The organism is Bradyrhizobium sp. SMVTL-02 (genome assembly GCF_051853005.1).
Lineage (GTDB): Bacteria > Pseudomonadota > Alphaproteobacteria > Rhizobiales > Xanthobacteraceae > Bradyrhizobium.
Map to the genome: position 1 here is coordinate 5,140,025 of NZ_CP182469.1, position 22,137 is coordinate 5,162,161.

23 protein-coding genes are annotated in these 22,137 nt (G+C 62.0%); 8 read left to right on the top strand and 15 right to left on the bottom strand.

Annotated features, from left to right (window positions below; translation table 11 throughout):
* Positions 1 to 172: 172 nt before the first annotated feature.
* Both ACNJYB_RS24470 and ACNJYB_RS24475 read right to left on the bottom strand, forming a co-directional pair.
* The gene (locus ACNJYB_RS24470) at positions 173 to 1,528 is read right to left on the bottom strand and encodes an amidohydrolase family protein (protein ID WP_439368961.1); all 1,356 of its coding nucleotides are present in this window, start codon (positions 1,526 to 1,528) and stop codon (positions 173 to 175) included.
* A gap of 639 nt (positions 1,529 to 2,167) precedes the next feature.
* Positions 2,168 to 2,875 carry a GntR family transcriptional regulator gene (locus ACNJYB_RS24475; RefSeq protein ID WP_439368962.1) on the bottom strand — a complete coding sequence of 236 codons (708 nt, stop codon included), beginning with the start codon at positions 2,873 to 2,875 and terminating at the stop codon, positions 2,168 to 2,170.
* A 257-nt stretch (positions 2,876 to 3,132) separates the two neighbouring features.
* On the opposite strand from ACNJYB_RS24475, the gene ACNJYB_RS24480 reads away from it, so the two are divergent.
* From ACNJYB_RS24480 to ACNJYB_RS24505, 6 genes are all read left to right on the top strand, one after another.
* Positions 3,133 to 4,119, top strand: a complete 987-nt coding sequence (locus ACNJYB_RS24480) for an ABC transporter ATP-binding protein (protein WP_439368963.1) — start codon at positions 3,133 to 3,135, stop codon at positions 4,117 to 4,119.
* A gap of 42 nt (positions 4,120 to 4,161) precedes the next feature.
* Entirely contained in the window at positions 4,162 to 5,451 is a 1,290-nt protein-coding gene (locus ACNJYB_RS24485; protein WP_439368965.1) for an ABC transporter substrate-binding protein, read from the top strand.
* Positions 5,452 to 5,455: 4 nt separating this feature from the next.
* Entirely contained in the window at positions 5,456 to 6,415 is a 960-nt protein-coding gene (locus ACNJYB_RS24490; RefSeq protein WP_439368966.1) for an ABC transporter permease, read from the top strand.
* Between the two features lie 3 nt (positions 6,416 to 6,418).
* Entirely contained in the window at positions 6,419 to 7,297 is an 879-nt protein-coding gene (locus ACNJYB_RS24495) for an ABC transporter permease (protein WP_439368967.1), read from the top strand.
* A 5-nt stretch (positions 7,298 to 7,302) separates the two neighbouring features.
* A complete protein-coding gene (locus ACNJYB_RS24500) occupies positions 7,303 to 8,040 on the top strand; it encodes an aspartate/glutamate racemase family protein (protein WP_439368968.1) in 738 nt (245 codons plus the stop codon).
* Between the two features lie 137 nt (positions 8,041 to 8,177).
* A complete protein-coding gene (locus ACNJYB_RS24505) occupies positions 8,178 to 8,669 on the top strand; it encodes a hypothetical protein (RefSeq protein ID WP_439368969.1) in 492 nt (163 codons plus the stop codon).
* Between the two features lie 189 nt (positions 8,670 to 8,858).
* Here the strand turns inward: ACNJYB_RS24505 and ACNJYB_RS24510 are convergent, their stop codons facing one another.
* The 3 genes from ACNJYB_RS24510 to ACNJYB_RS24520 form a co-directional block, all read right to left on the bottom strand.
* Positions 8,859 to 9,224, bottom strand: a complete 366-nt coding sequence (locus ACNJYB_RS24510) for a hypothetical protein (protein WP_439368971.1) — start codon at positions 9,222 to 9,224, stop codon at positions 8,859 to 8,861.
* Positions 9,225 to 9,336: 112 nt separating this feature from the next.
* Positions 9,337 to 9,867 (bottom strand): gamma carbonic anhydrase family protein, encoded by a 531-nt coding sequence (locus tag ACNJYB_RS24515; protein ID WP_439368972.1) that lies wholly within the window; start codon positions 9,865 to 9,867, stop codon positions 9,337 to 9,339.
* A gap of 82 nt (positions 9,868 to 9,949) precedes the next feature.
* Positions 9,950 to 10,279: a DUF6949 family protein gene (locus ACNJYB_RS24520; RefSeq protein ID WP_439368974.1), complete on the bottom strand. Its 330-nt coding sequence runs from the start codon at positions 10,277 to 10,279 to the stop codon at positions 9,950 to 9,952.
* Between the two features lie 222 nt (positions 10,280 to 10,501).
* Here ACNJYB_RS24520 and ACNJYB_RS24525 point away from each other — a divergent pair, with 222 nt between their 5' ends.
* Entirely contained in the window at positions 10,502 to 11,209 is a 708-nt protein-coding gene (locus ACNJYB_RS24525) for a hypothetical protein (protein WP_439368975.1), read from the top strand.
* A gap of 1,363 nt (positions 11,210 to 12,572) precedes the next feature.
* Here ACNJYB_RS24525 and ACNJYB_RS24530 read toward each other — a convergent pair.
* The 6 genes from ACNJYB_RS24530 to ACNJYB_RS24555 form a co-directional block, all read right to left on the bottom strand.
* Entirely contained in the window at positions 12,573 to 12,806 is a 234-nt protein-coding gene (locus tag ACNJYB_RS24530; RefSeq protein WP_439368976.1) for an ABC transporter substrate binding protein, read from the bottom strand.
* The gene (locus ACNJYB_RS24535) at positions 12,721 to 13,554 is read right to left on the bottom strand and encodes an ABC transporter substrate-binding protein (protein WP_439368977.1); all 834 of its coding nucleotides are present in this window, start codon (positions 13,552 to 13,554) and stop codon (positions 12,721 to 12,723) included. Before ACNJYB_RS24535 ends, ACNJYB_RS24530 begins: the two co-directional genes overlap by 86 nt.
* 851 nt (positions 13,555 to 14,405) lie before the next feature.
* Positions 14,406 to 14,573, bottom strand: a complete 168-nt coding sequence (locus ACNJYB_RS24540; RefSeq protein WP_439368978.1) for a hypothetical protein — start codon at positions 14,571 to 14,573, stop codon at positions 14,406 to 14,408.
* Positions 14,574 to 14,982: 409 nt separating this feature from the next.
* On the bottom strand, positions 14,983 to 15,744 hold the full coding sequence (locus tag ACNJYB_RS24545; RefSeq protein WP_439368979.1) for an SDR family oxidoreductase: 762 nt from the start codon (positions 15,742 to 15,744) through the stop codon (positions 14,983 to 14,985).
* Between the two features lie 17 nt (positions 15,745 to 15,761).
* Positions 15,762 to 16,298 (bottom strand): DUF6130 family protein, encoded by a 537-nt coding sequence (locus tag ACNJYB_RS24550; protein WP_439368980.1) that lies wholly within the window; start codon positions 16,296 to 16,298, stop codon positions 15,762 to 15,764.
* A 38-nt stretch (positions 16,299 to 16,336) separates the two neighbouring features.
* Entirely contained in the window at positions 16,337 to 17,665 is a 1,329-nt protein-coding gene (locus ACNJYB_RS24555; RefSeq protein ID WP_439368981.1) for an epoxide hydrolase family protein, read from the bottom strand.
* Positions 17,666 to 17,796: 131 nt separating this feature from the next.
* Between ACNJYB_RS24555 and ACNJYB_RS24560 the strand changes: the two genes are divergently transcribed.
* Complete coding sequence (locus ACNJYB_RS24560; protein WP_439368982.1) at positions 17,797 to 18,675, top strand: LysR substrate-binding domain-containing protein; 879 nt, start codon at positions 17,797 to 17,799, stop codon at positions 18,673 to 18,675.
* 860 nt (positions 18,676 to 19,535) lie between these two features.
* Here ACNJYB_RS24560 and ACNJYB_RS24565 read toward each other — a convergent pair.
* The 4 genes from ACNJYB_RS24565 to ACNJYB_RS24580 all read right to left on the bottom strand — a co-directional run bounded on the left by ACNJYB_RS24565 (position 19,536) and on the right by ACNJYB_RS24580 (position 22,134).
* The gene (locus ACNJYB_RS24565; RefSeq protein WP_439368983.1) at positions 19,536 to 19,757 is read right to left on the bottom strand and encodes a hypothetical protein; all 222 of its coding nucleotides are present in this window, start codon (positions 19,755 to 19,757) and stop codon (positions 19,536 to 19,538) included.
* A gap of 363 nt (positions 19,758 to 20,120) precedes the next feature.
* Complete coding sequence (locus ACNJYB_RS24570) at positions 20,121 to 21,143, bottom strand: HupE/UreJ family protein (RefSeq protein WP_439368984.1); 1,023 nt, start codon at positions 21,141 to 21,143, stop codon at positions 20,121 to 20,123.
* A complete protein-coding gene (locus ACNJYB_RS24575; protein WP_439375638.1) occupies positions 21,140 to 21,481 on the bottom strand; it encodes a peptidylprolyl isomerase in 342 nt (113 codons plus the stop codon). The genes ACNJYB_RS24570 and ACNJYB_RS24575 overlap by 4 nt, the downstream gene beginning before the upstream one ends.
* The gene (locus ACNJYB_RS24580) at positions 21,364 to 22,134 is read right to left on the bottom strand and encodes a hypothetical protein (protein ID WP_439375796.1); all 771 of its coding nucleotides are present in this window, start codon (positions 22,132 to 22,134) and stop codon (positions 21,364 to 21,366) included. Before ACNJYB_RS24580 ends, ACNJYB_RS24575 begins: the two co-directional genes overlap by 118 nt.
* Positions 22,135 to 22,137 lie beyond the last annotated feature (3 nt).

Here is a 22,137-nt window from a genome sequence, read left to right on the forward strand (position 1 = left end):
TTTGATTTCGGTCAAGTGCAGGCAATCAAATTCGAATTTCCAAAGGAGCTGAACCCGTCAGCGAGGTTGACTCATGGTGGCGAGAAATCCTTATGTTCTGGAGACGCGGCTCGTTCCCCACGATCGGGGCTGGGACCGATCTGAATTTCGCCAGGGCGCACCATGCGAAACGTCAGCGCGCGAGACTATTCCTGTAGATCTTGCCGGCCTTCATGATCACGACGAAATTCTTGGCGGGATCTTCGATGAGGGCGATGTTGTCGAGCGGATTGCCGTCGACGAGCAGGAGATCGGCCAGCGCGCCCCCCTCCACCACGCCGAGCTTGCCGGGATAAGGATTGCGCAGGCCCGACAGGCTCAGCAACTCCGCGTTCGCCGACGTCGCCATCGCCAGCGCTTCGGCGGGCGTGTACCAGCGCGTCAGCGAGGCCAGCATCGCGCCTTGCCTGTCGGCCAGCGCCTTGGAGAACAGCACGTCGGTGCCGAACGCGGTCTTGATCTTGTACTTCTTCGCCAGTGTGTAGACGCGATCCATGCCGGCAACCACCTGCCGCATCTTGGCCTGCTCCGCAGGCCCGAGCGCCGCAGCACCTGAGAGATCGAGGAATGGCTGTGTGCTGAGCCAGACGCCCTTCTCCGCGATCAGCTCGGCGCTTGCCTCGTCCATGAGGTGACCATGCTCGATGCACCTCACACCGGCCGCGATGGAGCGCTGGATCGCGACCGGCGTGTAGGCGTGCGTGGCAACGTAGGTACCCCAGTTTTCGGCGGCTTCGACGGCCGCGCGCAGCTCGGGCTCGGTGAAGGTGGAGACGTCGAGCGGGCTGAATGGCGAGGCGACGCCACCGCCAGCTGTGAGCTTGACCTGGGAGGCGCCCTGCATCAGTTGCTCGCGCGCCCGCACGCGCACTTCGTCAGGACTGTCCGCGACCATGCTGCCGCCGATCCGCTCCATGCGGGTCAGCATGCCGCCGATCGTGCGCGGCAGATCGGAGAGCTGACGGAAGTCGCCGTGACCGCTGGTGATGGTGATCACGGCGCCGGATGGATAGATGCGGGGACCGGCGACGAGCCCCTCGTCGATGGCCTGCTTGAGGCCGAAGCTCGGCCCGCCCATGTCGCGCACGGTGGTGAAGCCGCGCATCAGCGTCGCCGTCGCTTCACTCGCGGCAAGCAGATTGTTGTAGCCGACATCGCCGGCGAGGACGGCCATCGGCGTTGGCCGCACCAGCATCGCATGCCAATGCGCATCGATCAGCCCCGGCATCAGCACGCGCCCGCCACCGTCGATGACCTGTGCGGAGCTCGTATCATCCGCCGTCGAAATCTTCTCGATGAGGCCGTTTCTGACCAGGACGCTGGATGGCGCCGAGAGCGCGCTGCCCTTACCGTCGAAGATCCGGACATTGCGGAACAGGATCGCCGCGTCCTGAGCCGGTGCGGATGACAGGCTGCCGGGCACCACCGCAGCGCCGGCAAGCAATGCCGCGGTGGCGAAGACTTTGGCCGACATCCTCAGACCCGACATATCAGCCTTCCGCACAGGTTCAGGCTAGGCGAGGGGTGATGGCAGGCACGCGACGTCCGGCGACAGTTGATGCCAACGTTTAGCGTCTCGTCAACTTACAACCGTGGCGGCCATATGCAGCTCTGCCATCTCGTTTGTTGAGGGACCGGCTCGTCTGGCAATTGATTCAAACAACTGAAATCAAGGAGGTCGCCGGGGCGTCAGGCCCCGGGCGCTCAGGCGCCCGGCACATCCGCCAGCCGAAGCTCGGCGGCGGCAAGCCACCAGCCGCAAGTCGTCGTCGGGAGTTCCTCGAAGCCTCACCGCCACATGTTGCTGATTGCCGCGACCGCATTCATTAGGAACCTTCATCGCGCTCAGGCTTGAACCCGCATGAACGATCCATCTCCCGGAATGCGCAGGGCATTGCGTCAGGCCCGATTGTACGGCCACTTGCTCGTTCGAAACGACAGGCTGTATTACCCGGGAGGCAGCCATCCGGTCTGCTCGGTGCAGCTTGCCCGAGAGATGGTCAGATCAGGATGGATGACAACGCGAGACGGCGACTACGAGATCACACCAGACGGGCAGCTCGCAGCAGAACGCGAGCTCGGCCACCGATGAGGCCCCGCAGCTCCGGCCGAAGCGTTCTCGGTAACGTCACGCGCCCAGCACGTCCGCCAGCCGCAGCTCGTCGGCGGCGGGATCCTTCAGGAACAGCTCGGCCTCGATCTCTCGCAGATGCGACAGCATCTGCGTGCGGGCGGTCTCTCTGTCCCGCTTGCGGATCGCATTGACGATGCCGGCGTGATGATCGGTGCCGCAGGCCGGCGTGTCGTGGCGACGATAGAGCAGGATGATGAGCGAGGAGCGTGCGATCAGCTCCTTGAGAAAGCCGAGATAGATGCCGTGGCCGCTCATCTCGGCGACGAGGCGGTGAAACTCGCCGGACAGCCGCACCGAGGCACGCGCGTCGCCGCGCAATTCCGCCTCGCGCTCCTCGGCAAGATGCTGGCCGAGGCGATCGAGCCAGGCCGGCGACACCGCGTCGATCGCGTGGTCCACGATCGTGGGCTCAATCAGGCGGCGCGCCTCGAAAACTTCGCGGGCATCGACGGGGGTCGGGCGCGCGACGAAGGCGCCGCGGTTCTTCTCGATATTGACGATGCCCTCGTGCGCGAGCTGCTGCAGCGCGGTACGCACCAGCGTACGGCTCGCACCATAGATCTCGCCGATCTCGTCCTCGCCGAGCTTCGTGCCCGGCAGCAGACGGTGCTCGAGGATGGCCGCGGTCACACCCTCCCTGATACGGCTGACGCGATCGCTCGCGTCTGGCGCATCGGGTTTCTGGCGGGTCTTGGCGGCCATGGGTTGAGAGGCTCGATGGGCGAACGTTCAGCCTCGGACATTAGTCGACGAGCTGTATCCAATCACAGGCGAAACTTTATACAATCTTCGCCCAGTTTGTGTGCAGGTGACTGCGTATGCGGTAGGCGACCGAATTGTCCCGGATTCGATCTAACGATCTGACTCCGCTGCACAGTTTCGGGATTTTGCCGACCAACGCCTGTTGGCACGGACCTTGCGGAGAGAGGCGGAAGCACTGCCCTCCTCTCGGACACGCCATGGCCACTCCCGCCGCTCTCGAACTGGTCGCCGTCACGAAGCGCTACGACACCACGCTGGCGGTCGATACCGTCAACCTCAAGATCCCCGCCGGGACCTATTGCTGCCTGCTCGGCCCCTCCGGCTGCGGCAAGACCTCGACCCTGCGTATGATCGCCGGCCACGAGGCGGTCAGCGAGGGCGACATCATCCTGGGCGCGCAGAACGTCACCGATCTGCCGCCGGCCGAGCGCGGCACCGCGATGATGTTTCAGTCATATGCGCTGTTTCCGCATCTCACCGTGATCGACAATGTCGCCTTCGCCCTGAAAATGCGCGGGGTGGACAAGCCCACGCGCCACAAGCGCGCCGGCGAACTGCTCGAGCTCGTCGCCATGAGCCCCTATGCCGGCCGCCTGCCGGCGCAGCTCTCCGGCGGCCAGCAGCAGCGCGTTGCACTCGCCCGCGCGCTGATCACCGAGCCGCAGATCCTGCTGCTCGACGAGCCGCTGTCGGCGCTCGATCCGTTCCTGCGGGTGAAGATGCGCGGCGAATTGAAGCGGCTACAGCGCGAGCTCGGCATCAGCTTCATCCAGGTCACCCACGGCCAGGAAGAGGCGATGGCGCTCGCCGACCACATCGTGGTGATGAACCACGGCAAGATCGAGCAGCAGGGCTCGGCGCGCGACATCTTCCATCACCCCCGCACCGAGTTCGTGGCGCGCTTCATCGGCGGCCACAACGTTCTCAACGACGCCGGCAACCTCATCGCCGTGCGCGCCGATCAGCTCGGCATCGTGCCGTTCGCCGACGGCGCGTTCGGCGCGCCGGCGCTGCTGACCCAGACCGAGTACCAGGGCTCCTACATCGCCGTCTCGCTCACCCTCGACGATGGCACCGCCCTGTTCTCCCACGTTCCGGAAGCCACCTTCGACGTTCACCCGTTCCGTCCGGGCGACCGCGTGCTGGCGACCTGGGATCCCGCCAAGGCGCAACGCCTGCAATAGCGCCGATCGATCACTGGAATGCGCAACAGAGGAGTGACTGATATGACCGAGACCACTGGGAAGAAGGGCGTCAGCCGTCGCACGCTGCTCAGGGGCACCGCGAGTCTCGCCGGCCTTGCCGCCGGCTCCGGCGCCATCACCGGCTTTCCCTATGTGAAGTCGGCCGACGCGAAGGTGCTGCGCTATCTCGGCACCGCCGTGAACGAGGGGGACGACATCTCCAAGCAGTGCCTGAAGGACACCGGCATCAAGATCGAATACATCACCGCGACGACCGACGACGTCACCAAGCGCGTGATGACCCAGCCGAACTCCTTCGACGTGCTGGACACCGAATATTTCTCGCTGAAGAAGCTGGTGCCGTCGGGCAACATTCTTGCCCTCGACGCCAAGAAGATCAAGGAATTCGACAACATCACGCCGGTCTTCACCAAGGGCGAGACGCCCGGCGGCAAGAAGATCGGCGGCCAGGGCACCGCACCCTGGAAGGTGCTCTATCTCGAAGGCAAGGACTCCAAGAAGTTCGCGACGTCGGCGACCGAGTTCGTCACGCTGATCCCGACCGTCTACAACGCCGACACGCTCGGCATCCGTCCCGACCTGATCAAGCGGCCGATCAACACCTGGGCCGAGCTGCTCAACCCCGAGTTCAAGGGCAAGGCATCGATCCTCAACATCCCCTCGATCGGCATCATGGATGCCGCAATGGTCGTGGAAGCCAGCGGCAAGTACAAATATGCCGACAAGGGTAACATGACCAAGGAAGAGATCGATCTCACCATGAAGGTGATGACGGAAGCCAAGAAGGCCGGCCAGTTCCGCGCCTTCTGGAAGGACTTCAACGAGAGCGTCAACCTGATGGCCTCGGGTGAAACCGTGATCCAGTCGATGTGGTCGCCGGCGGTGACGAAGGTCCGCTCGATGGGCATCCCCTGCACCTTCCAGCCGCTCAAGGAAGGCTACCGCTCGTGGGCGTCGGGCTTCTGCGTCTCGAAGGGAGTGTCGGGTGCGAAGCTCGAATGGGCCTACGAGTTCGTGAACTGGTTCCTGTCCGGCTATGCCGGCGCCTATCTCAACCGCCAGGGCTACTACTCCGCCGTGCTCTCCACCGCCAAGGCGCACATGGAGCCCTACGAGTGGGCCTACTGGATGGAAGGCAAGCCGGCCGAGAAGGACATCAAGGCGCCCGACGGCTCGCTGCTGGAAAAGGCCGGCGCTGTGCGCGACGGCGGCTCCTACGAGGACCGCATGGGCGGCGTTGCCTGCTGGAACGCCGTGATGGACGAGAACGACTACATGGTCCGCAAGTGGAACGAGTTCATCGCGGCCTAAATTGATGGACACGTCAGCGGACACCCTGCATCACGGATCCCCGGACCTCGTCCGGGGATCGGAGACGAAGCGCGCCGTGAAAGCGGCGCGCCTGTCGCCGTCCTTCATCTCCTGGCTCCAGGCCGGGCCGATGATGCTGGTGTTTCTCGCCTTCTTCCTGATCCCGCTGGTGTTCGTCGTCATCGTGTCCTTCTGGGACTACAACGAATACCAGCTGCTGCCTGCCTTCTCGGGCCGTGGCTATACCGACACCTTCGAAGGCTGCATCGCGCAGCTTCCCGAGTTCTGCACGATCGGCAAGACCTATGTGATGACTCTGAAGCTCTGCTTCATGGTCTGGGCCATCACCCTCTTCATCGGCTTCTGGGTCGCCTACTTCCTCGCCTTCCACGTCAAGTCCAAGACGTGGCAGATGGGATTGTCGCTGCTCTGCACGATCCCGTTCTGGACCTCGAACGTGATCCGCATGATCGCCTGGATTCCGCTGCTCGGCCGCAACGGTCTCGTCAATTCCGGTCTGATCAAGACCGGCTTGATCAATCATCCGTTGGAATGGCTGCTGTTCTCCGAATTCTCCGTGGTGCTGGCGCTGGTGCACCTCTTCACCTTCTTCATGGTGGTGCCGATCTTCAATTCGATGGTGCGCATCGACAAGTCACTGATCGAGGCCGCCTATGACGCCGGCGCCACCGGCTTCCAGACCCTGGTCAACGTCGTCATTCCGCTCGCCAAGCCCGGCATCGTGATCGGCTCGATCTTCGTCATCACCATCGTGATGGGCGACTTCATCACCATCGGCGTGATGGGCGGCCAGCAGATAGCGGCTGCCGGCAAGATCATCGAGACGCGTGTCAACGCGCTGCAGTTCCCGGCAGCCGCGGCCAACGCCGTGATCCTGCTCGCGATCACCTTCCTGATCATCACCATGATGTCGCGCATCGTCGACATCAAGAAGGAGCTCTAGAGCATGAAGGAAGGACGTCCGCGCTCGTTCTACGTGCTCGCGATCTTCTTCGCGGCCTACGTGCTGTTTCTCTACGGGCCGATGATCGCGATCTACGTTCTCTCGTTCCAGGGGCCTCAGGGCGGCCTCACCTTCCCGATGAACGGGGTGTCGACATTCTGGATCGCAAAACTGTTCCAGGGCACCGGCATTGTCGATCTCGGCGCGGCCTTCCGCCGCTCGCTGCTGCTGGGCGTGATCGTGATGATCGTCACCGTGGTGCTGTCGGTTGCCGCCGGCATGGCCTTCCGCCGGAGATTCAAGGCGCAGAGCATCCTTTTCTACTCGGCGATCGCCAGTCTCATCGTTCCCTCGATCATCACCTCGCTGGGCATCTCGCTTGAATTCCGCATCATCGACGACCTGATCAAGGCGCACTGGAACGAGAATTTCGAGACCTCGATGGGCCTGCTCACATCAGGGCTCGGCGCGCACCTGACCTGGACGCTGCCGTTCGGACTGCTCATCATGTTCGCGATCTTCAACCGCTTCGACCCGCGCCTCGAGGAAGCCGCGCGCGATCTCGGGGCAACGCCGTGGCAGACCTTCCGTCACGTCGTGCTGCCGATCATCCTGCCCTCGGTGATCGGCATCGGCCTGTTCGGCTTCACGCTGTCCTGGGACGAGCTCGCCCGCTCCAGCCAGGCGATCGGCGCGGTGAATACATTGCCGCTCGATCTCCAGGGCCTCACCACCACCGTGACCAACCCCGACATCTATGCACTCGGCACCGTGATCTCGGCAGTCTCGTTCACGGTGATCACGCTTGCGCTCGGGACCATCCACGTGCTCAACAAGCGGCAGGCGGCCAAGGGCTCGGACGCCGGCCAAGGGCTTGTCTGATCGAGATGCGGCTTCACGTCGTCAATCCCAACACAACGGCCTCCATGACGGCGAAGATCGCCGCTGCGGCGCGCAGCGCTGCCCTGCCGGACACCGTGATCGACGCGCGCCAGCCCGCGATGGGCCCGGTCTCGATCGAGGGTTTTTACGACGAGGCTTTCGCGGTCCCCGGCATGCTCGGCTGCATCCGCGACGCTGACCGCGACGGCGCGGACGCGCACATCATCGCCTGCTTCGACGACACCGGCCTCGATGCCGCACGCGCCGTTGCGAAAGCGCCGGTGATCGGCATCGGTGAGGCCGGCTTCCACATGGCGAGCCTGATCGCGGCGCACTTTGCCGTGGTGACGACGCTGGGCGTCTCCATCGTGCCGATCGAGCACAATCTGAAGAAGTACGGCCTCGCCGGGCGCTGCGCCCGGGTCCGCGCCGCCGAGGTCCCGGTGCTCGCGCTCGAGGAGCGCAACACCGACGCGCTCGGCAAGATCTCGGCGGAGATCACCGCCGCCATTCGTGACGACCGGGCAGAAGCCATCGTGCTCGGCTGCGCCGGCATGGCCGATCTCGCCGCCGAACTTGCCGCCACCCACGGTCTGCCCGTGGTCGATGGCGTCGCCGCCGCGGTGACGCTGGCGGAGTCGCTGGTGCGGCTGGGGCTGAAGACGTCGCGGCTGGGACCCTACGCACCGCCGCGTCAGAAGACCTATTCCGGGCCGTTTTCGCCGTTCCAGCCCGAATCCTAATGTCGTACCTTTTTGGTCCTTAGCCTCTTTTTGGTCCCAATTGTTGCCGAACAGTAACACTTTCGGGACATCCCGGTCGCCCTTTCTGGCTGCCGGTCTTCGCCGCTCACCAAGTTTCAATTTGGGTTTTGTCAGCGATGATCGATCTCGCAGAGGACACACGGTCCACCCCCCTGTTTCGCCTCGGCGCCCAGCCCATCGCGCTGACCGCCGCAGCCCTTCTCTTGCTGATCGCCGGCGCGACTTCGATCGCAATCTGGCGCGCCTATACCGGCTCTGCGCCGGAGACCGACCGGGTGGTGGCGTCGCGGCAGCTCCAGGCGCGCACCGCCCAGGCTTCCGAGCAGCTGGTCGAGAAGACCAAGGGGCTGGAGGCGACCCAGCAGGAATCGATCGACCAGCTCCAGGTCGTGCAGGACCAGCTCCAGACCGTGAAGCGGCTGCTCGCGGCACAACAGGCCGATACCAAGCGTCTGTCGGAGCAGGTGACGACCCTGAACGAATCCATCGACGGCTTGCGCCAATCCTTCGCCAGCGCCCGCGCCACCGAGGCCGAAACGCCCTCGGTTACTCGCAGGAAACCGGCTCGTTACCACCATGCCAGCGCGCGCAAGCGCTCGCGTGGCTGAATTGGCCTCTCGCCCGCGCCTTTAATTTCGCCAGTTGTGAACTGGATCACATTCGCCCGAATGATTCCGCGCGATGCTGGCCGTCACCGGATGGCGTGAGCCGATTTCAATATCCGGGGCTGGCAAGGTCGTTGACGGTATACTGCGTCAACGACCTTGTTCTTTAACGGGCCGGCAGGTCTTCCCGCCTCATTCGCAGACATCGACACGACGGTATCGCCATCCCCAAGGCGTCATCACGCGCTTGCGTACGACATAGCAGCCGCCGTAACCGCCATCGTCATAGCCGGCGCCATAATCGTAGGGATCGCCGTAATAGGGGGAGCCATAGCCGTAATAGGCGCCGTAATAGCCAGCGCCGGCGAGGCCTGCGCCGATCGCCACACCGGGCCAGAAGCCGCCGCCGTGCCAATGGCCGTGGCCGCCATGACCCCAGCCGCCGCCACCGTGACCCCAGCCGCCGCCATGTCCAAACCCCCGCGCCTCTGCCATCTGCGGCATCGACAGTCCGACCGCCGCAACGGCCAGCGCCGCCATCATCGCCTTCCGCAACATCACTCGATCCTCCGCGTGGACACGCTCCACGCTTCAAGCGGGATCAAGCTAGCGTCGGCACGGCAATCCGGACAGCCACACTGTCTCACTTCCGCGCGAGCCTAAGCTGAGCTCAGCCGATCCGCCTCAGGCCTTTCTTGAAACGTGGGCCGTTGGCGACGTAGAACTTCGCCGCGCTTCCCATCCTCTGCACCTGGGCGTCGTCGAGCGTGCGGATCACGCGCGCGGGCGAGCCGATGATCAGCGAGCGTTCGGCAAACTCCTTGCCCTCGGTGATGACGGAACCGGCGCCCACGATGCTGTTGCGGCCGATCTTCGCGCCGTTCATCACGATCGAGCCCATGCCGACCAGCGCACCCTCCTCGATGGTGCAGCCGTGCAGGATGACGTTGTGGCCGACGGTGCAGTTCCTGCCGATGACCAGCGGAAAGCCGAGATCGGTGTGGCAGGTCGAGCCGTCCTGCACGTTGGCGCCCTCGCCGATCTCGATCCACTCGTTGTCGCCGCGCAGCACCGCGCCGAACCAGACGCTCGCCCCCGGCTTCAGGCGCACGCGGCCAATCACGGTCGCGGTCTCCGCGATGAAATAGTTGCCGTCGGCTGGAAGTTCGGGCGCCTGCCCATCGAGCTCGTAGATCGCCATCGAGGTCTCCTGTCGGGTTGACCCAGCCATAGCGAAACGGCGGCCCTGACGCAAAGGTCGCGCGCGGCGTGCGGGACGAACGTCAGGTCAGGACGCCGGCGGCGCGCAGCGTCATCAGGAAGAAGGTGCCGCTCATCATGCTCCAGAAGCCGGCGATGACGGTCGCCATCATCACGAATTCGACGCGGCGGCTCTCCACCTGCATGCCGCGCAACGTGTTGCGCATGATTAGAAAGGGAGCGGCAAACACGAGGAACGGAACCGCCGCGAAGGTCTTCGGAGCCACGCCGTCCTGCAACAGGCCGAAGCCGGCCGGCCGCTGCGCCACCGCCTGGTATCCGTTCACGAGGGCGCCGGCCAGCGCGAAACCGATGCAGATCGAGAAAAAGGAATTGAGAGCTTCAGGTGTCATCGGAAACTGTCCGCACTTACGCAACGCCGGAGCCTTCCTGTGACAAATCGTGCTGGTTAACGCTACATTATCCTTAAGAGAAGGTTAACGGTGCCGGTCGATCCGCGCAGGGCCCTCCCCCTTCCCCTGCGGCCGGCAAGGCTGCGCGAATTCGCCGCCGCATGGCATATTCGCCGCTGATTCGTCGGCCAGCGGCCGACCTCGGGTCTTCACGCGCGCATCATGACGGTGTTTTCGGCAGCTCCCCTCAGGTCCTCCAGGACGCGCACCTGGGCGCATGTCGTCCCGATCGTGCTCGGCGGCGCTGCGGCGCTGGGCGCGGTCGCGCTGGTCGCCTATCTGTTGTGGCCGACCTGGGGAGCCGGCGGCGCCAGTGCCCCGGACAAGCTGCCGGTGAGCGTCGGCGGCACGCTGTTCAACCTGCCGGTGGCTGCGATCCGGATGAAGATCCAGCGGCACTCCGGACCACAGGAGCGCATCGATCTCGACTTCCTCTATCCCTCGCTGGAGCCGCCCGGCGCGCCCAGGCACGTCACCGCCGATACGGTGGAAACGGCGGTGCAATCGATCGACCGCATCTTCCTGTCGATCGCGGCCCATCACGATGCGCTCTCGCCCGAGCAGCGGACAGCCACGATCTATCCGCGCTATCTCGACCAGGCCGCGACCCAGCCCGAGGACGGGCTGACGATGCGGATCTTCCGCGGCGACACGCCATACGGCAGCGAGGACCTCTATTCCGCCGCAAGCCCCGCGCTGACCGCACGCTGCACGCGCGATGCCGCGACGCCCGGCATGTGCCTTTCCGAGCGACGCGTCGGCGGCGCCGACCTCACCTTCCGCTTTCCGCGCAGCTGGCTGTCGCAATGGCGCGAGGTGATCGAGGCGATGGAGAAGCTGACGGCGCAATTGCGCGGACCGAAGAGCTGAGCGCGGCGTTTCGCCCAGCGGCAAAATCGGCGCGCAGGGATCGGCAGGGACTCCCCGACAAAAAGTCGAAAACAACCCCATGCACAGTAGCGAGGGGCCTGTCGCGACTTCGTATTTTACGAAGTCCAGTTGACCCGTCGGGCAAAACAGGGGCATAATGGCATCATCGGTGATCTCGGCATCCGACGCGCTCCCGGATGAAGAATCTCCTTCAGCAGACGCGGCAAGAACTTCACTGCCGTGAAGCACTCACCTCCCCGCGAGACGTAATCGTGACGCCGACGCCCTCCTGGTCGACGCTCGCGTTCACCTCGAACTTGCATTGTTTGGCCTGGTGGCAGCCGGTTCGCCACGTCTCGTCAAATCGCTGTAGAGCCCCGCCCGGAATTACTTCGGCGGGGCTCGTACATTGCAGCTGATCGCCTTTCCCCGTCAGCATATTGCCGCCCGTTGCGCCATCCAACCGCGCCCGCCCAGCCTCAATCACTGCGATGTCTTCCTCAATCTGCTGGATAGTACTCGTGCAGTCGATCCCAGTGTGCGACAAGTTTCCGGCGCTGTGTCCGAAGCTCATCGAGCGCCTTCCGGTCCTTGAGGGAAACGTAGCCCTCCACGATCAGCTCAATAGCTCCTGACATCCTCCCCATCCCCCTTATTCTTACCCTGAGCGCTTCTGACCAAGCTGGGTTTCGAAGCGCGCAAACAGAGTTACGGCACGCAATCACGCGCCCGGAGTTCGCCGAAAACAACGTCTCTACGCAAATTGTGTGCAGCGGCCGTCAAATGGAAGCCTACGATCAAACCGAGCCGCCTTAAGGTCAGGAGAGCAACGGGGTCACACAGCTCGATAGAAAGTCCGGCGCCCAATATTGCAATGGCGCGTTGCTCATCCGCGTCGAGGTCAGCCCATGAGATGCCTTCCATCACGCGCCTCAAAATCGTCCCAGAGCGGTATCTCAAAACCCAAACGCGAGCCTGATTTGCCGCAGCATAGCCATGGCCGCGTCGGTGTACCGACCGTTGGTTAGGTATCGATCTAGCTGCGCTGTACTAATCAGCGCCACAACTGCCGCCGTGAAGCCCTTGAACATTGGGCCTCTCCTGCAAGAGACCGCCAAATTGGGCGTGCCTAAAACCGTTTTCAGAATGCCTTGCCGCGAATGGCGGCCAATACGCAGATGGTGACAGCGACCAGTAACCAATTCCTTAACCTGCGGCTTCAAGCGCGCCCCGCCGAACAGTACGGGATTGATCGTTGTGGCCTACTCGACGCCCGCGATGCCCCCGATAGCGACTAAATTCCGCGGCGCAGCGAAATGACGTGATGGGCCAGAACGGACTGGCGCTCCGCAACGAACTAGCTCTATTCGATCACCTCGTCGGCAATTGCGAGCAGTGACGAGGGGATGTCGATGCCAAGTGCTTTCGCGGCCTTCAGGTTGATAGTTAGCTCAAACTTGGTCGGCTGTTCGACCGGAAGGTCGGCCGGAACTGCGCCCCTTAAAATCTTGTCAACGTAGTCCGCAGCGCGGCGGCACATCTGCGGCCTGTCCATGCTGTACGACATCAAGCCGTTTGCTTCCACATAATCTCTCAATCCATAAATAGCCGGCAGCCGGGCGTCTGCTAGAAGTTGGATGATTTGCTGCTTGGCGCTGAGCCAGCAAGGGATCGTCTAAAGTCATCAGACCAGCTGCCCCTGATTTGACCGCAGCCTTGATGCTGGCAGATACCTCGTCGAGGATTCTGGCTTCGAACACTGCAAGTGGCTGATGATTTGCGGCGGCTGCCGTTTTGACTTGCTTCAGTGCCAGGGCGGTAAAAGGCGTGTCGGGATTCCCCAGCACCGCTATGAGCTTTTGGCCGGGGATCAGGTTTTGCAGGAGCTGTAGTCGTTTGGCGGCGAATTCGCTGGCCAGGTCGCTGAAACCGGTGACATTTGCGCCGGGCCGGCCCAAGCTCACCACTAAGCCTGCGCCAATCGGATCACCGACCATGGTAAAAACCACGGGGATCGTGCTGGTCGCGCCCATTGCTGCCTTTGCCGCGAGCGTCCCAAATCCGGTAACCAACACGTCCGGTCTGGCTTGCACCAGCTCAGCAGCGAGCTGTGGCAAGCGCTCCGGTCGGCCATCAGCAGACCGGTACGCCAACGTGATGTTCTTGCCCTCGTCGTAGCCCAACTCCCGCAATCGTTCTAAAAATGGCTTAGCCAACGTCGTGTCCTCGTCGGGGAGCAGAGCGAGGTAGGCGATCCGATAGGATCTCACTGGCTGTTGCGCCCCAGCAGACAACGGCAACGCAACGACGCCACTCAAAACACCGATGAAATCTCGCCTTCTCATGCAGGCACCAAAACTCCGGTGGTGGGTATCCTACGCGCTGAATTGAGGGCTAGCTAGGGCATCGATGCATTGCCTTGAGCATGCTCAGTTGAGTCACACGACTAAACCGCTCGCGCGGTAGAATGCCGCGGCTGGCGACACGGCGAGGCGACGGCTCATCGCGACGCGCGGTGCAATTAGCCATTTGCTGGCGATGATCCGATGATCGAGCACCCTCTGGAAGTTCGGGCGGAGCATTCCCAATGCGCAAGAGCCAACTCGAACTCGGTATTCTCGACTGCGATTGTTGCGCTCGTTGGAGCTAGCCGAGGAACCTCGACGCAAGCAGAGTTATAAATGCGGTGATGCTCTTGACGAGCAACTCGAAAGAGTTTCGGCTCAGTAGCTTCGGGGCTTTCCAGATCGACAGAGATCAGTTGCCTCATGAGATTCGAATATCGAGGAACTCACGTTTAGATTGTGTGGTGCGGTATTTTTACGACGGCCAAGTCCATGAAAGTACAGGTGCCGCCAAACTTTAAATCCCCATAGACGACCCTATTGATCGTCTCAAGGTTGCTTGACGCGACTTTAACTCGGTCCCCCCAGCGCGGTTTCCTCCTTTGGAGGCTTTCGGACGCCGGCCGCCGAATACGCCGCGCCATCCCTCAAGCGGCCGGCATCCGAAAGCCTTCACAGAAGCGGACACGCATTGTGAATGAAAGAGGCCGCCGACTGAGGCGTCCCGGAGCAATCTCCCCGCCCATCTGGTGGTCTAGGCCGAGGCATGGACGGGGAGACGCGCGCCGGGCCCCGTCGCATGACAAAGCTAAAAACGTGCCATGACAGTTATGTGAAACTGCCGGCGGGCGTCAGTGGACGTTGATCTTATCCAGAGGAAGGCGAAGTTCCGCAGCGCGCTCTTGCCGGTCCTTCTTGCGGAACTCCTTCTCTCGTCTCTCGAATTCGATCAGCTCTTTCTTAGCTGCTTCCAGCAGGCGATCTTTCGAGGTCGGGCTTAGGTCGGTGTGTTCCGTCATCGCTCACGCTCCCGTCTTCGCTGATCCTAGAAAAGATCGGGAACAGCGGGAAGGTTCGATGCAGTATGATTACGGATTTATGACGGCAAGATGAAGCCCGGAGGCGCGATCACCCATGGCCCAGCAGCAATAAAATCCCCGCCAGTAATACTGCCGCGAACACAGCGGGTACAACGATCCAAGCAGTCTCATTCCTCATGGGTATGTAGGGTCTCATGCCTTGTACCGAGCCGCTACCTATACCTGGGGATATGGGCCTTGGTTCATCCCCGGGCGTTCGCGAGGGCGCCTCATCGAAGATGCGCGGCTGCGTCGTGCCCGCCTAAGTCTTGTCGGCTTGCATTTTGACTTGGTTTTTCTCGGACATATGGAGGTTGCTGCCGGTCTGCCCTCGGCAGCAAGCGAATCCTCAGAGTTCGGCAAACCCACCATCGACTACCACCTCCGATCCAAGCATGTAGCTGGATGCGTCGCTGGCAAGAAATAGCACCGCCGCAGCAATCTCATCGGGCTGCCCGAGGCGGCCAAGCGGAACTAGCTTGCTGGCGCCGTCGAGGTAGCCGCGAAACTGCGCATCAGTCTGGCCGGGGTGTTCGGATTGACCGACGCCACGGAGGATCGGCGTCTCGATCAGGCCGGGGCTGACCGCGTTGACGCGAATGCGCCGGGCCAGCAACTCCGCAGACAAAGTGCGGACGAATGAGCGCACAGCCGCCTTCGAAGCCGAAAGCACCGCGCGCCCCGGCACGCCGACCTGATTCAGCCAAGCCGTCGTCGCGATGATCGAGCCGCCCTCACGCATGATCGGCTCGACCGCCTGGATCGAGAAGAACACCGACTTCACATTGGTGTCCATCAGGCGGTCGTATTGCGCCTCGTCGATCGTCGCCAGTGGTGTGACATAAGCCACGCCAGCGTTGGCGAAGAAAATGTCGAGCGCGCCGAAAGCCCGGTGCACGTCGGACGCCATCGTACGAAGCGCGTCCCGGGATAGCACGTCGGTCTGCAACGTGAGCACGTCGGCGCCGATGATCTCGCGCGCACCGTCGAGTTCCTGCGGCTTGCGGCCCGTGATGGCCACCCGCGCGCCGTTGGCGTGCAAAAGCTTCGCTGTAGCGAGTCCAATACCCGAAGTGCCGCCGGTGATCAGCGCCGTTTTTCCGTCAAGCATTTGCGTTCTCCTGTGATTCAGTTGGCGTGGGCGTGGTTACGCGTCCCGGCGTGTTCCGGTACGATGAACGACAGCGTCTTCACTTGGTCCGGAAAGACGTTGTGGTCGGCATCAACCAGCGAGATCGTCACCTTGTGCGGGCCAGGTGGCAGCCCGGCGATGTCGACCGTGTTGTTGTCGCTGGCGTCCGCCCACCACCACGGCAGGTCGTCGACTATGATGTGCAGATGACCGATGCGCGGCGATACCTGCCTGGCGCCGGCGCCGAACGCCTGCACGATGCCAATATTTTCAACCCGGTACTGGGCCCAGAATACGCCTTGAGCCAGCGCATCGGCACGCGGCGGATCCACGATCAGCTTCGGCGGTGGCTCGTTTTCGACGGCGATGTACGGTGAAGCACCGCGGATGTCCCTCGCGCTCTGGGCGAACGCGCTGACGACGAGTGCACTCTCAAGATCGTCGGGGAGGAAGAGATTGGAGGCCTGCGCTGGCGTCGAACTTGCCAGCGCCAGGCCCTCCGCGGCTGCGCCGCGCGCGTCGACGAGAGTCATGGCAATTGTCTCCGTTGTTGGGCACTGGTTCATGGTTGTCAGGTCGATTTGCGGAGCGGTCTGAATGCTGCACGAAGCTCAGCGGCCAACAGGCCCGGCACTTCCCACGCGGCGAAATGGCCGCCTTTTTCGAGTCGGTTGTAATGGATGAGTTTGGGATAGGCGCGCTCTGCCCAGCTCCGTGGGGCCTCATACTGCTCGCTGGGGAAGACGCTCACGGCCACGGGAATGGTGACGCCCTTGGCGTTGAAAAAGCCGCCCTTGTATTCCCAATAAAGACGCGACGCCGACACCCCGGTGTTCGTCAGCCAATAAAGCGTGATGTTGTCGAGAACCTCATCACGCGTCAGTTCTCCCGCGTTGCTCGTGGTCCGGTTCAGGGCGGAGGCTACCGCCGCGGCCGGCTGCGCTTCGGCATCGTTATGGTCGAGAAGCCAGGCGGCCAGGCCAACGGGTGAATCCGCGATGCCGTATAAGGTCTGCGGACGAGCCGCCATCATCCTAGCGTATTCGACCTGCTTGAACGTTCTGACCAGCTGTTGGTATGCGCGTTGTTCGTCGTCCGAGAGGCCGGATGGTGGCGGGGCGCCGGCCAGCAGAGCCTTGTTTACGTCGGCCGGAACGGTGGCGGGCATGTTGGTGTGGATGGCGAGCAAGCCCGCTGGCGCCTGCAAGCCCATCTGGTCGACAACAAACGCCCCCCAGTCGCCGCCCTGGGCGACGTAGCGGGTGTAGCCGAGGTGCGTCATCAATTCGGCCCAAGCTCGGGCCATCCGCTCGGGACCCCAGCCTGTGCCCGTCGGCTTACCCGAAAAGCCGTAGCCTGGCATCGACGGGATCACCACGTGGAAGGCGTCCGATGCGCTTCCGCCATGGGCCGTCGGATTGGTGAGCGGGTCGATGATCTTCAGTTGCTCGATGATCGAGCCGGGCCATCCGTGTGTGACGACGAGCGGCAGCGCGTTTTCGTGCTTCGATCGGACGTGAATGAAATGGATGTCGAGGCCTTCGATCTCCGTGATGAACTGCGGGAAGCTATTGAGCCGCGCTTCGGCCTTGCGCCAGTCGTAACTGCTCTGCCAGTGCTGCACGAGCTGCTTCATGGTGGCCAGCGGCACACCTTGGGAATCATCCGCCACGGTCTCCTTCTCGGGCCACTGGGTCGCTGCCAGCCGTCTGCGGAGGTCGACGAGTTGTTGCTCCGGGATGTGGACTTTGAAGGGCCGACTGCCGACCGGCGTCGCCCCAAATGCCGAGTTGGTGGCAAACATGCTGGCCCCACCGACAACCGCAATAGCGGTTGCCGCGGCGGCCAGAAGGCGGCGACGATCGATGTCAACCGTTCCGGCTGTAGGAGGCTTTTCCATGAGTAGATTTCCTGGTGCGATCGGACGGAGCGACCCGAGGCCGCCCACAACTCGGCAAGTAGAGAGCTGGCGGATTATTCACCAGGTAGTAAAGTCAAGAATTACCGTCTCAAAATCTGGACAATATCGTCATGGATGCAATCGCAGTGTTCGTGAAGGTCGTCGAGACCGGCAGCTTCTCGGCTGCCGCAAGACAATTGAGAATGCCCAAGGCGACGGTGAGCGCTAAAGTGGCGGGGCTGGAAAACCGACTCGCCGTCCGCCTGATCCAGCGCACAACCCGCAAGCTGCGGGTGACCGAAGCGGGCGAGAAGTATTTCCATCATTGTGCAATTGCGATTCGCGAAGTCGAGCTCGGCGAAGCCGCGCTCCAATCCGCGAAGGCGAAGCCGTCCGGAGTTCTCAAGGTCACGGCGTCCGTGGATTTAGGGCAAGCTCTTCTGCCGCGCATTGCACGGGTCTATGCGACCAAATATCCGGATGTATCCCTTGAGCTCATCATCACGAACCGGATCGTTGATTTGGTCGAAGAAGGTATCGACCTTGCTCTTCGATGGACTGCGGCCATGAAGGATTCGTCGCTCATCGCCCGGCGCTTCTTCGAGACCGAATCGGATTTGTGGGTCTCGCCGAAATATCTAAAACGGCTTGGCAGCATCACTCATCCGCGTGACCTGGCGAATGCAGCGTTCGTGATACATCCCAGCTGGAAAGGGGCAGTATTGCTCACGAACGGAAAATCGGACTTCGAGGTTCAGAGGAGCGGACGTCTGCGCGCCGACGACCTCCAGGCGATCAAGACCCTGGCTGTTATGGGAGAGGGTATCGCATGGCTGCCGGACTACCTGGTCGAGGATGAGGCTAGATCCGGAAAGCTCGTGCGGGTGCTATCGCAGTGGAGGCCGAAGCTGCAGCAACTGGGAACTTGCTACTTCGTCTACGCCGGCCGCCAATACGCGCTGCCGAAGGTAGAGAGTTTCATACACACAGCCTTGGAGCAGGTGCGGTAGAATATGCGCACACCGCTATGGATGTCGGCTCCGGGTCTTGGCTGTGCGAAAACGGCAGGATGCTTGACCGCGATAGAAGAAGTTATTCGTTCAAGACCGTCTTAGCGGACAACCTTGCAGGCGCATCAAACCAAGAGAACGCCCTGAAGAATGTAATTCTAGCCGTGTTTCGATCCTTCGCGTTTTTGCACAGCCAGGTCAGACAGCGAAGAACTCAGGTCGAGCCAATCTCGTCCGCTCTAGCGCAGTGAGGACCTGGGTCAGACCCGACGCAACTTCGCAAATGGCCAGAGGACTAGCTAAACCGCTCGCGCGGTAGAATGCCAAGGCTGGTAGGCGACGGCTCATCGTGACGCGCGGTGCAATTAGCCCGTTGCTGGCGATGATCCGATGATCGAGGACCAGCTGATCTGGAAGTTCGTGGCGGAGCATTCCCAACGCGCAAGAGCCAACTCGAACTCGGTATTCTCGACCGTGATTGTGTGCACCTTGCGCTCGTTGGACCTAGCCGAGGAACCTCGACGCAAGCAGAGTTATAAATGCGGTGATGCTCTTGACGAGCAACTCGAAAGAGTTTCGGCTCAGTAGCTTCGGGGCCTTCCAGATCGACAGAGATCAGTTTGCCTCATGAGATTCGAATATCGAGGAACTCACGTTTAGCTTGTGTGGCGTGGTATTTTTACGACGGCCAAGTCCATGAACGTACAGGTGCCGCCAAACATTAATCCCCCATAGATGACCCTATTGAGTTGTTTGACGCGACTTAACTCGATCACGCGGCATCGTCCTACGTCCTCCCGGCGCGGTTTCCTCCTTTGGACGTTTTCGGACGCCGGCCGCCGAATACGCCGCGCCATCCCTCAAGCAGCCGGCATCCGAAAGCCTTCCCGGAAGCCGACATCACGTTTCAGATGCTGCTCAGGTACCGTGCCGATTGCAATAGCCTGCACGATAGCCAGAAGGTTATCCAGGCCCGCGCCCAGTGCAGGTGTATCGAGTGCAATCCTGGTAGACATTCCGGCATTCGAAGGAAGGTATATCTTTTCGACCAAGACAATCCCTATATCGAGCCCGGCAAGCATTAGCACATTGCTGTTTCGCCCCCTGTGCCGCTGCCACTTGTAAAGGAGCCGTCTTGATCTGCTCCGCGGCGAGGCTGGTCGTGTTCAGTAAATACGGAAACAGCAGTAGGGAGACTGCGACCAGATGCTTGACTTGCAACATCAAAAACTCCTCCGTTGTTTGATCTTCGAAAAATTCATTTGCAATTTGACATCTCGCGCCAGCCGAGTGTGCATAAGAAGAATACGAGGCACCGGCGCGATGGCTCAACGCATCCCCGCCAGGAAATCGAGGTTAAAAGGTCGCGTCGGAGCAGTATACGAGCGGTCTCATACCACGGCACCTTATTCGTGTCCCGGGCAGCCTTTCAAGATCGACTCCGTTCAGCCGATAATCCCGGTGAGGCGCTCGATGAACCAAAATGAGGAAATGATACCGATCGCATAGCTCGCGACGGGCACGGCAGCCCCCGCAATCCGTGACGGGACCTGATGACGCCGGATCAGAACAAATACCCCGAGCACGGCGCCAATGAAGAGCAATTGCCCAATCTCCACGCCGACATTGAACGAGAGCAGTGCGAGGGGAATATCGCCGTGCGGCAAACCGATATCCATCAAAGCGCTTGCAAAACCAAATCCGTGTAACAGCCCGAACGAGAACGCCACGATCCATGGCCATCTCGAGGTCAGTCCAATTTGGCCGCAACGTGAGCGAACGATCTCGCAAGCGAGCAACATGATGCTCAATGCAATCATCGCCTCCACGGGTGGCGCAGGGACATGGACGAGCCTCAGCGTCGCCAGGCTCAGGGTGATGGAATGGGCGAACGTGAATGCGGTAATCGTCCAAAGGAGAATCCGGCGGTTGGGTACGATTAAGATAAGGGCGCAGACGAACAAGAGGTGGTCGAATCCGAACAGAATGTGCTCGATTCCATGGAGATTGTAGCCGATCGCGATTTCTGTGATGCCGGACGCGGGGACTACTTCGAACCAAGGACGACTTGGCCTCACCAGCACGGTCGAAACGGTGCCGTCCAGTCTCTGCAGGCGCACCAGTACATCTGTGATCGTCAATTGCAAGCCGGAGAAAACGATGCGCTCACCCGCGAGCCTGGTCGGGCCCGCGTCAATCCAGCGACGCTCGACGAGCGAGTCCGATAATTCGCTGACAACCGGCTCCTTGCGATCCCTCACACTTCCTGGGAAGTTGAGGGCGACCGGCAGGCGCATGCCCGCAAGCACGGGTGTGCGCCACAACACGCTGAACTGGCCAGGCGCAGTCTCGTTCAAGGCAAGATAGGCCGGCCGCGACTCGTGCCCTCGTGCCGCAAGCGGCATCAGCACGATCGCAAGCAGGTTCACTGCGAGCCCCAGCTGGACGATGCTCCGTTGCAGCTTCATGAGCTCCGCCTTGACGACGACACCGGCGGCGCAGTGCGCTGTGAAGTCTCCCCGTTGCTCGGCGAGTCGTTGCCTGGGACGCGCTCTGCAGGCAAGAGCACCTCGTACTTCGAACGCATCTCTTCGTAGGCTTTTTGCCAGGCCTGAACCTTTTGCTCGGCGAGCCAAGCGGTCTTGACCTCCGCTTCGACCTCTTCGAACGCGGGCAGTCGGCCGGAGGTCACCGTGTCGACGAACAACAGATGCCAACCGAATCCCGACTCGACGGGCCCCTGCCACGATCCTGCCGGCAGTTTCGCGGCGGCAACGGCGAAACCGGGACCGAACTCCTTGGCCAGAAACTCCGGCGTACGATCGCGATAATACTCCTGGAACATAAAGGCATCGCCAAACCCGGCAACAAGCGGGAGTCCTCAGGCTCTTGTGTCAGCCCCACGAGCGCGGCTGCTGCGTCGGCGCGCGCGCGATTCGCACGCCGGTCTGGCGAAAAATAGAGGTGGCGGAAGCTCAGGCGAGGAGGCAGCGCGAAACGTTCCCTGTTCGTCGCGTACCATGTCGCGAGTTCTTCTTGCGCAGGTTCGCGCGCAGCAGCGACATCTTCAGCGAGAAATTGCATCTTTTGCGCCATGCGGCGCCTGACGATGGTGTCGTCCTTGTCGATGCCGAGCGCGAGCGCCTCGCGGTAGAGGACCTCCTCCTGCACCTTGTCTTCAATGAGCAGGCGCATCTCGTCCGCGGTCGGGTCGCGTCGCCATTGCGATCGGAACACCAGAACCAGCTGCGAAAGATCTTCGATTGAAAGCGCGATCTGACGCGACCGCTCGGTGGCGCCCGGGCTTTTGCCTGCGTAGGCATACACGGCGAACAGAATAGCGCCCGCCAAAAGGAAGTGTGCAAGCGGTTCACGAACAAGCCGCTGGAGAAACCGACTGCTGAACAGGCGCCCACCGCTGGCCCAAGTGGCGCGCTGTCCCGGCTCGACGGACGTCATTTG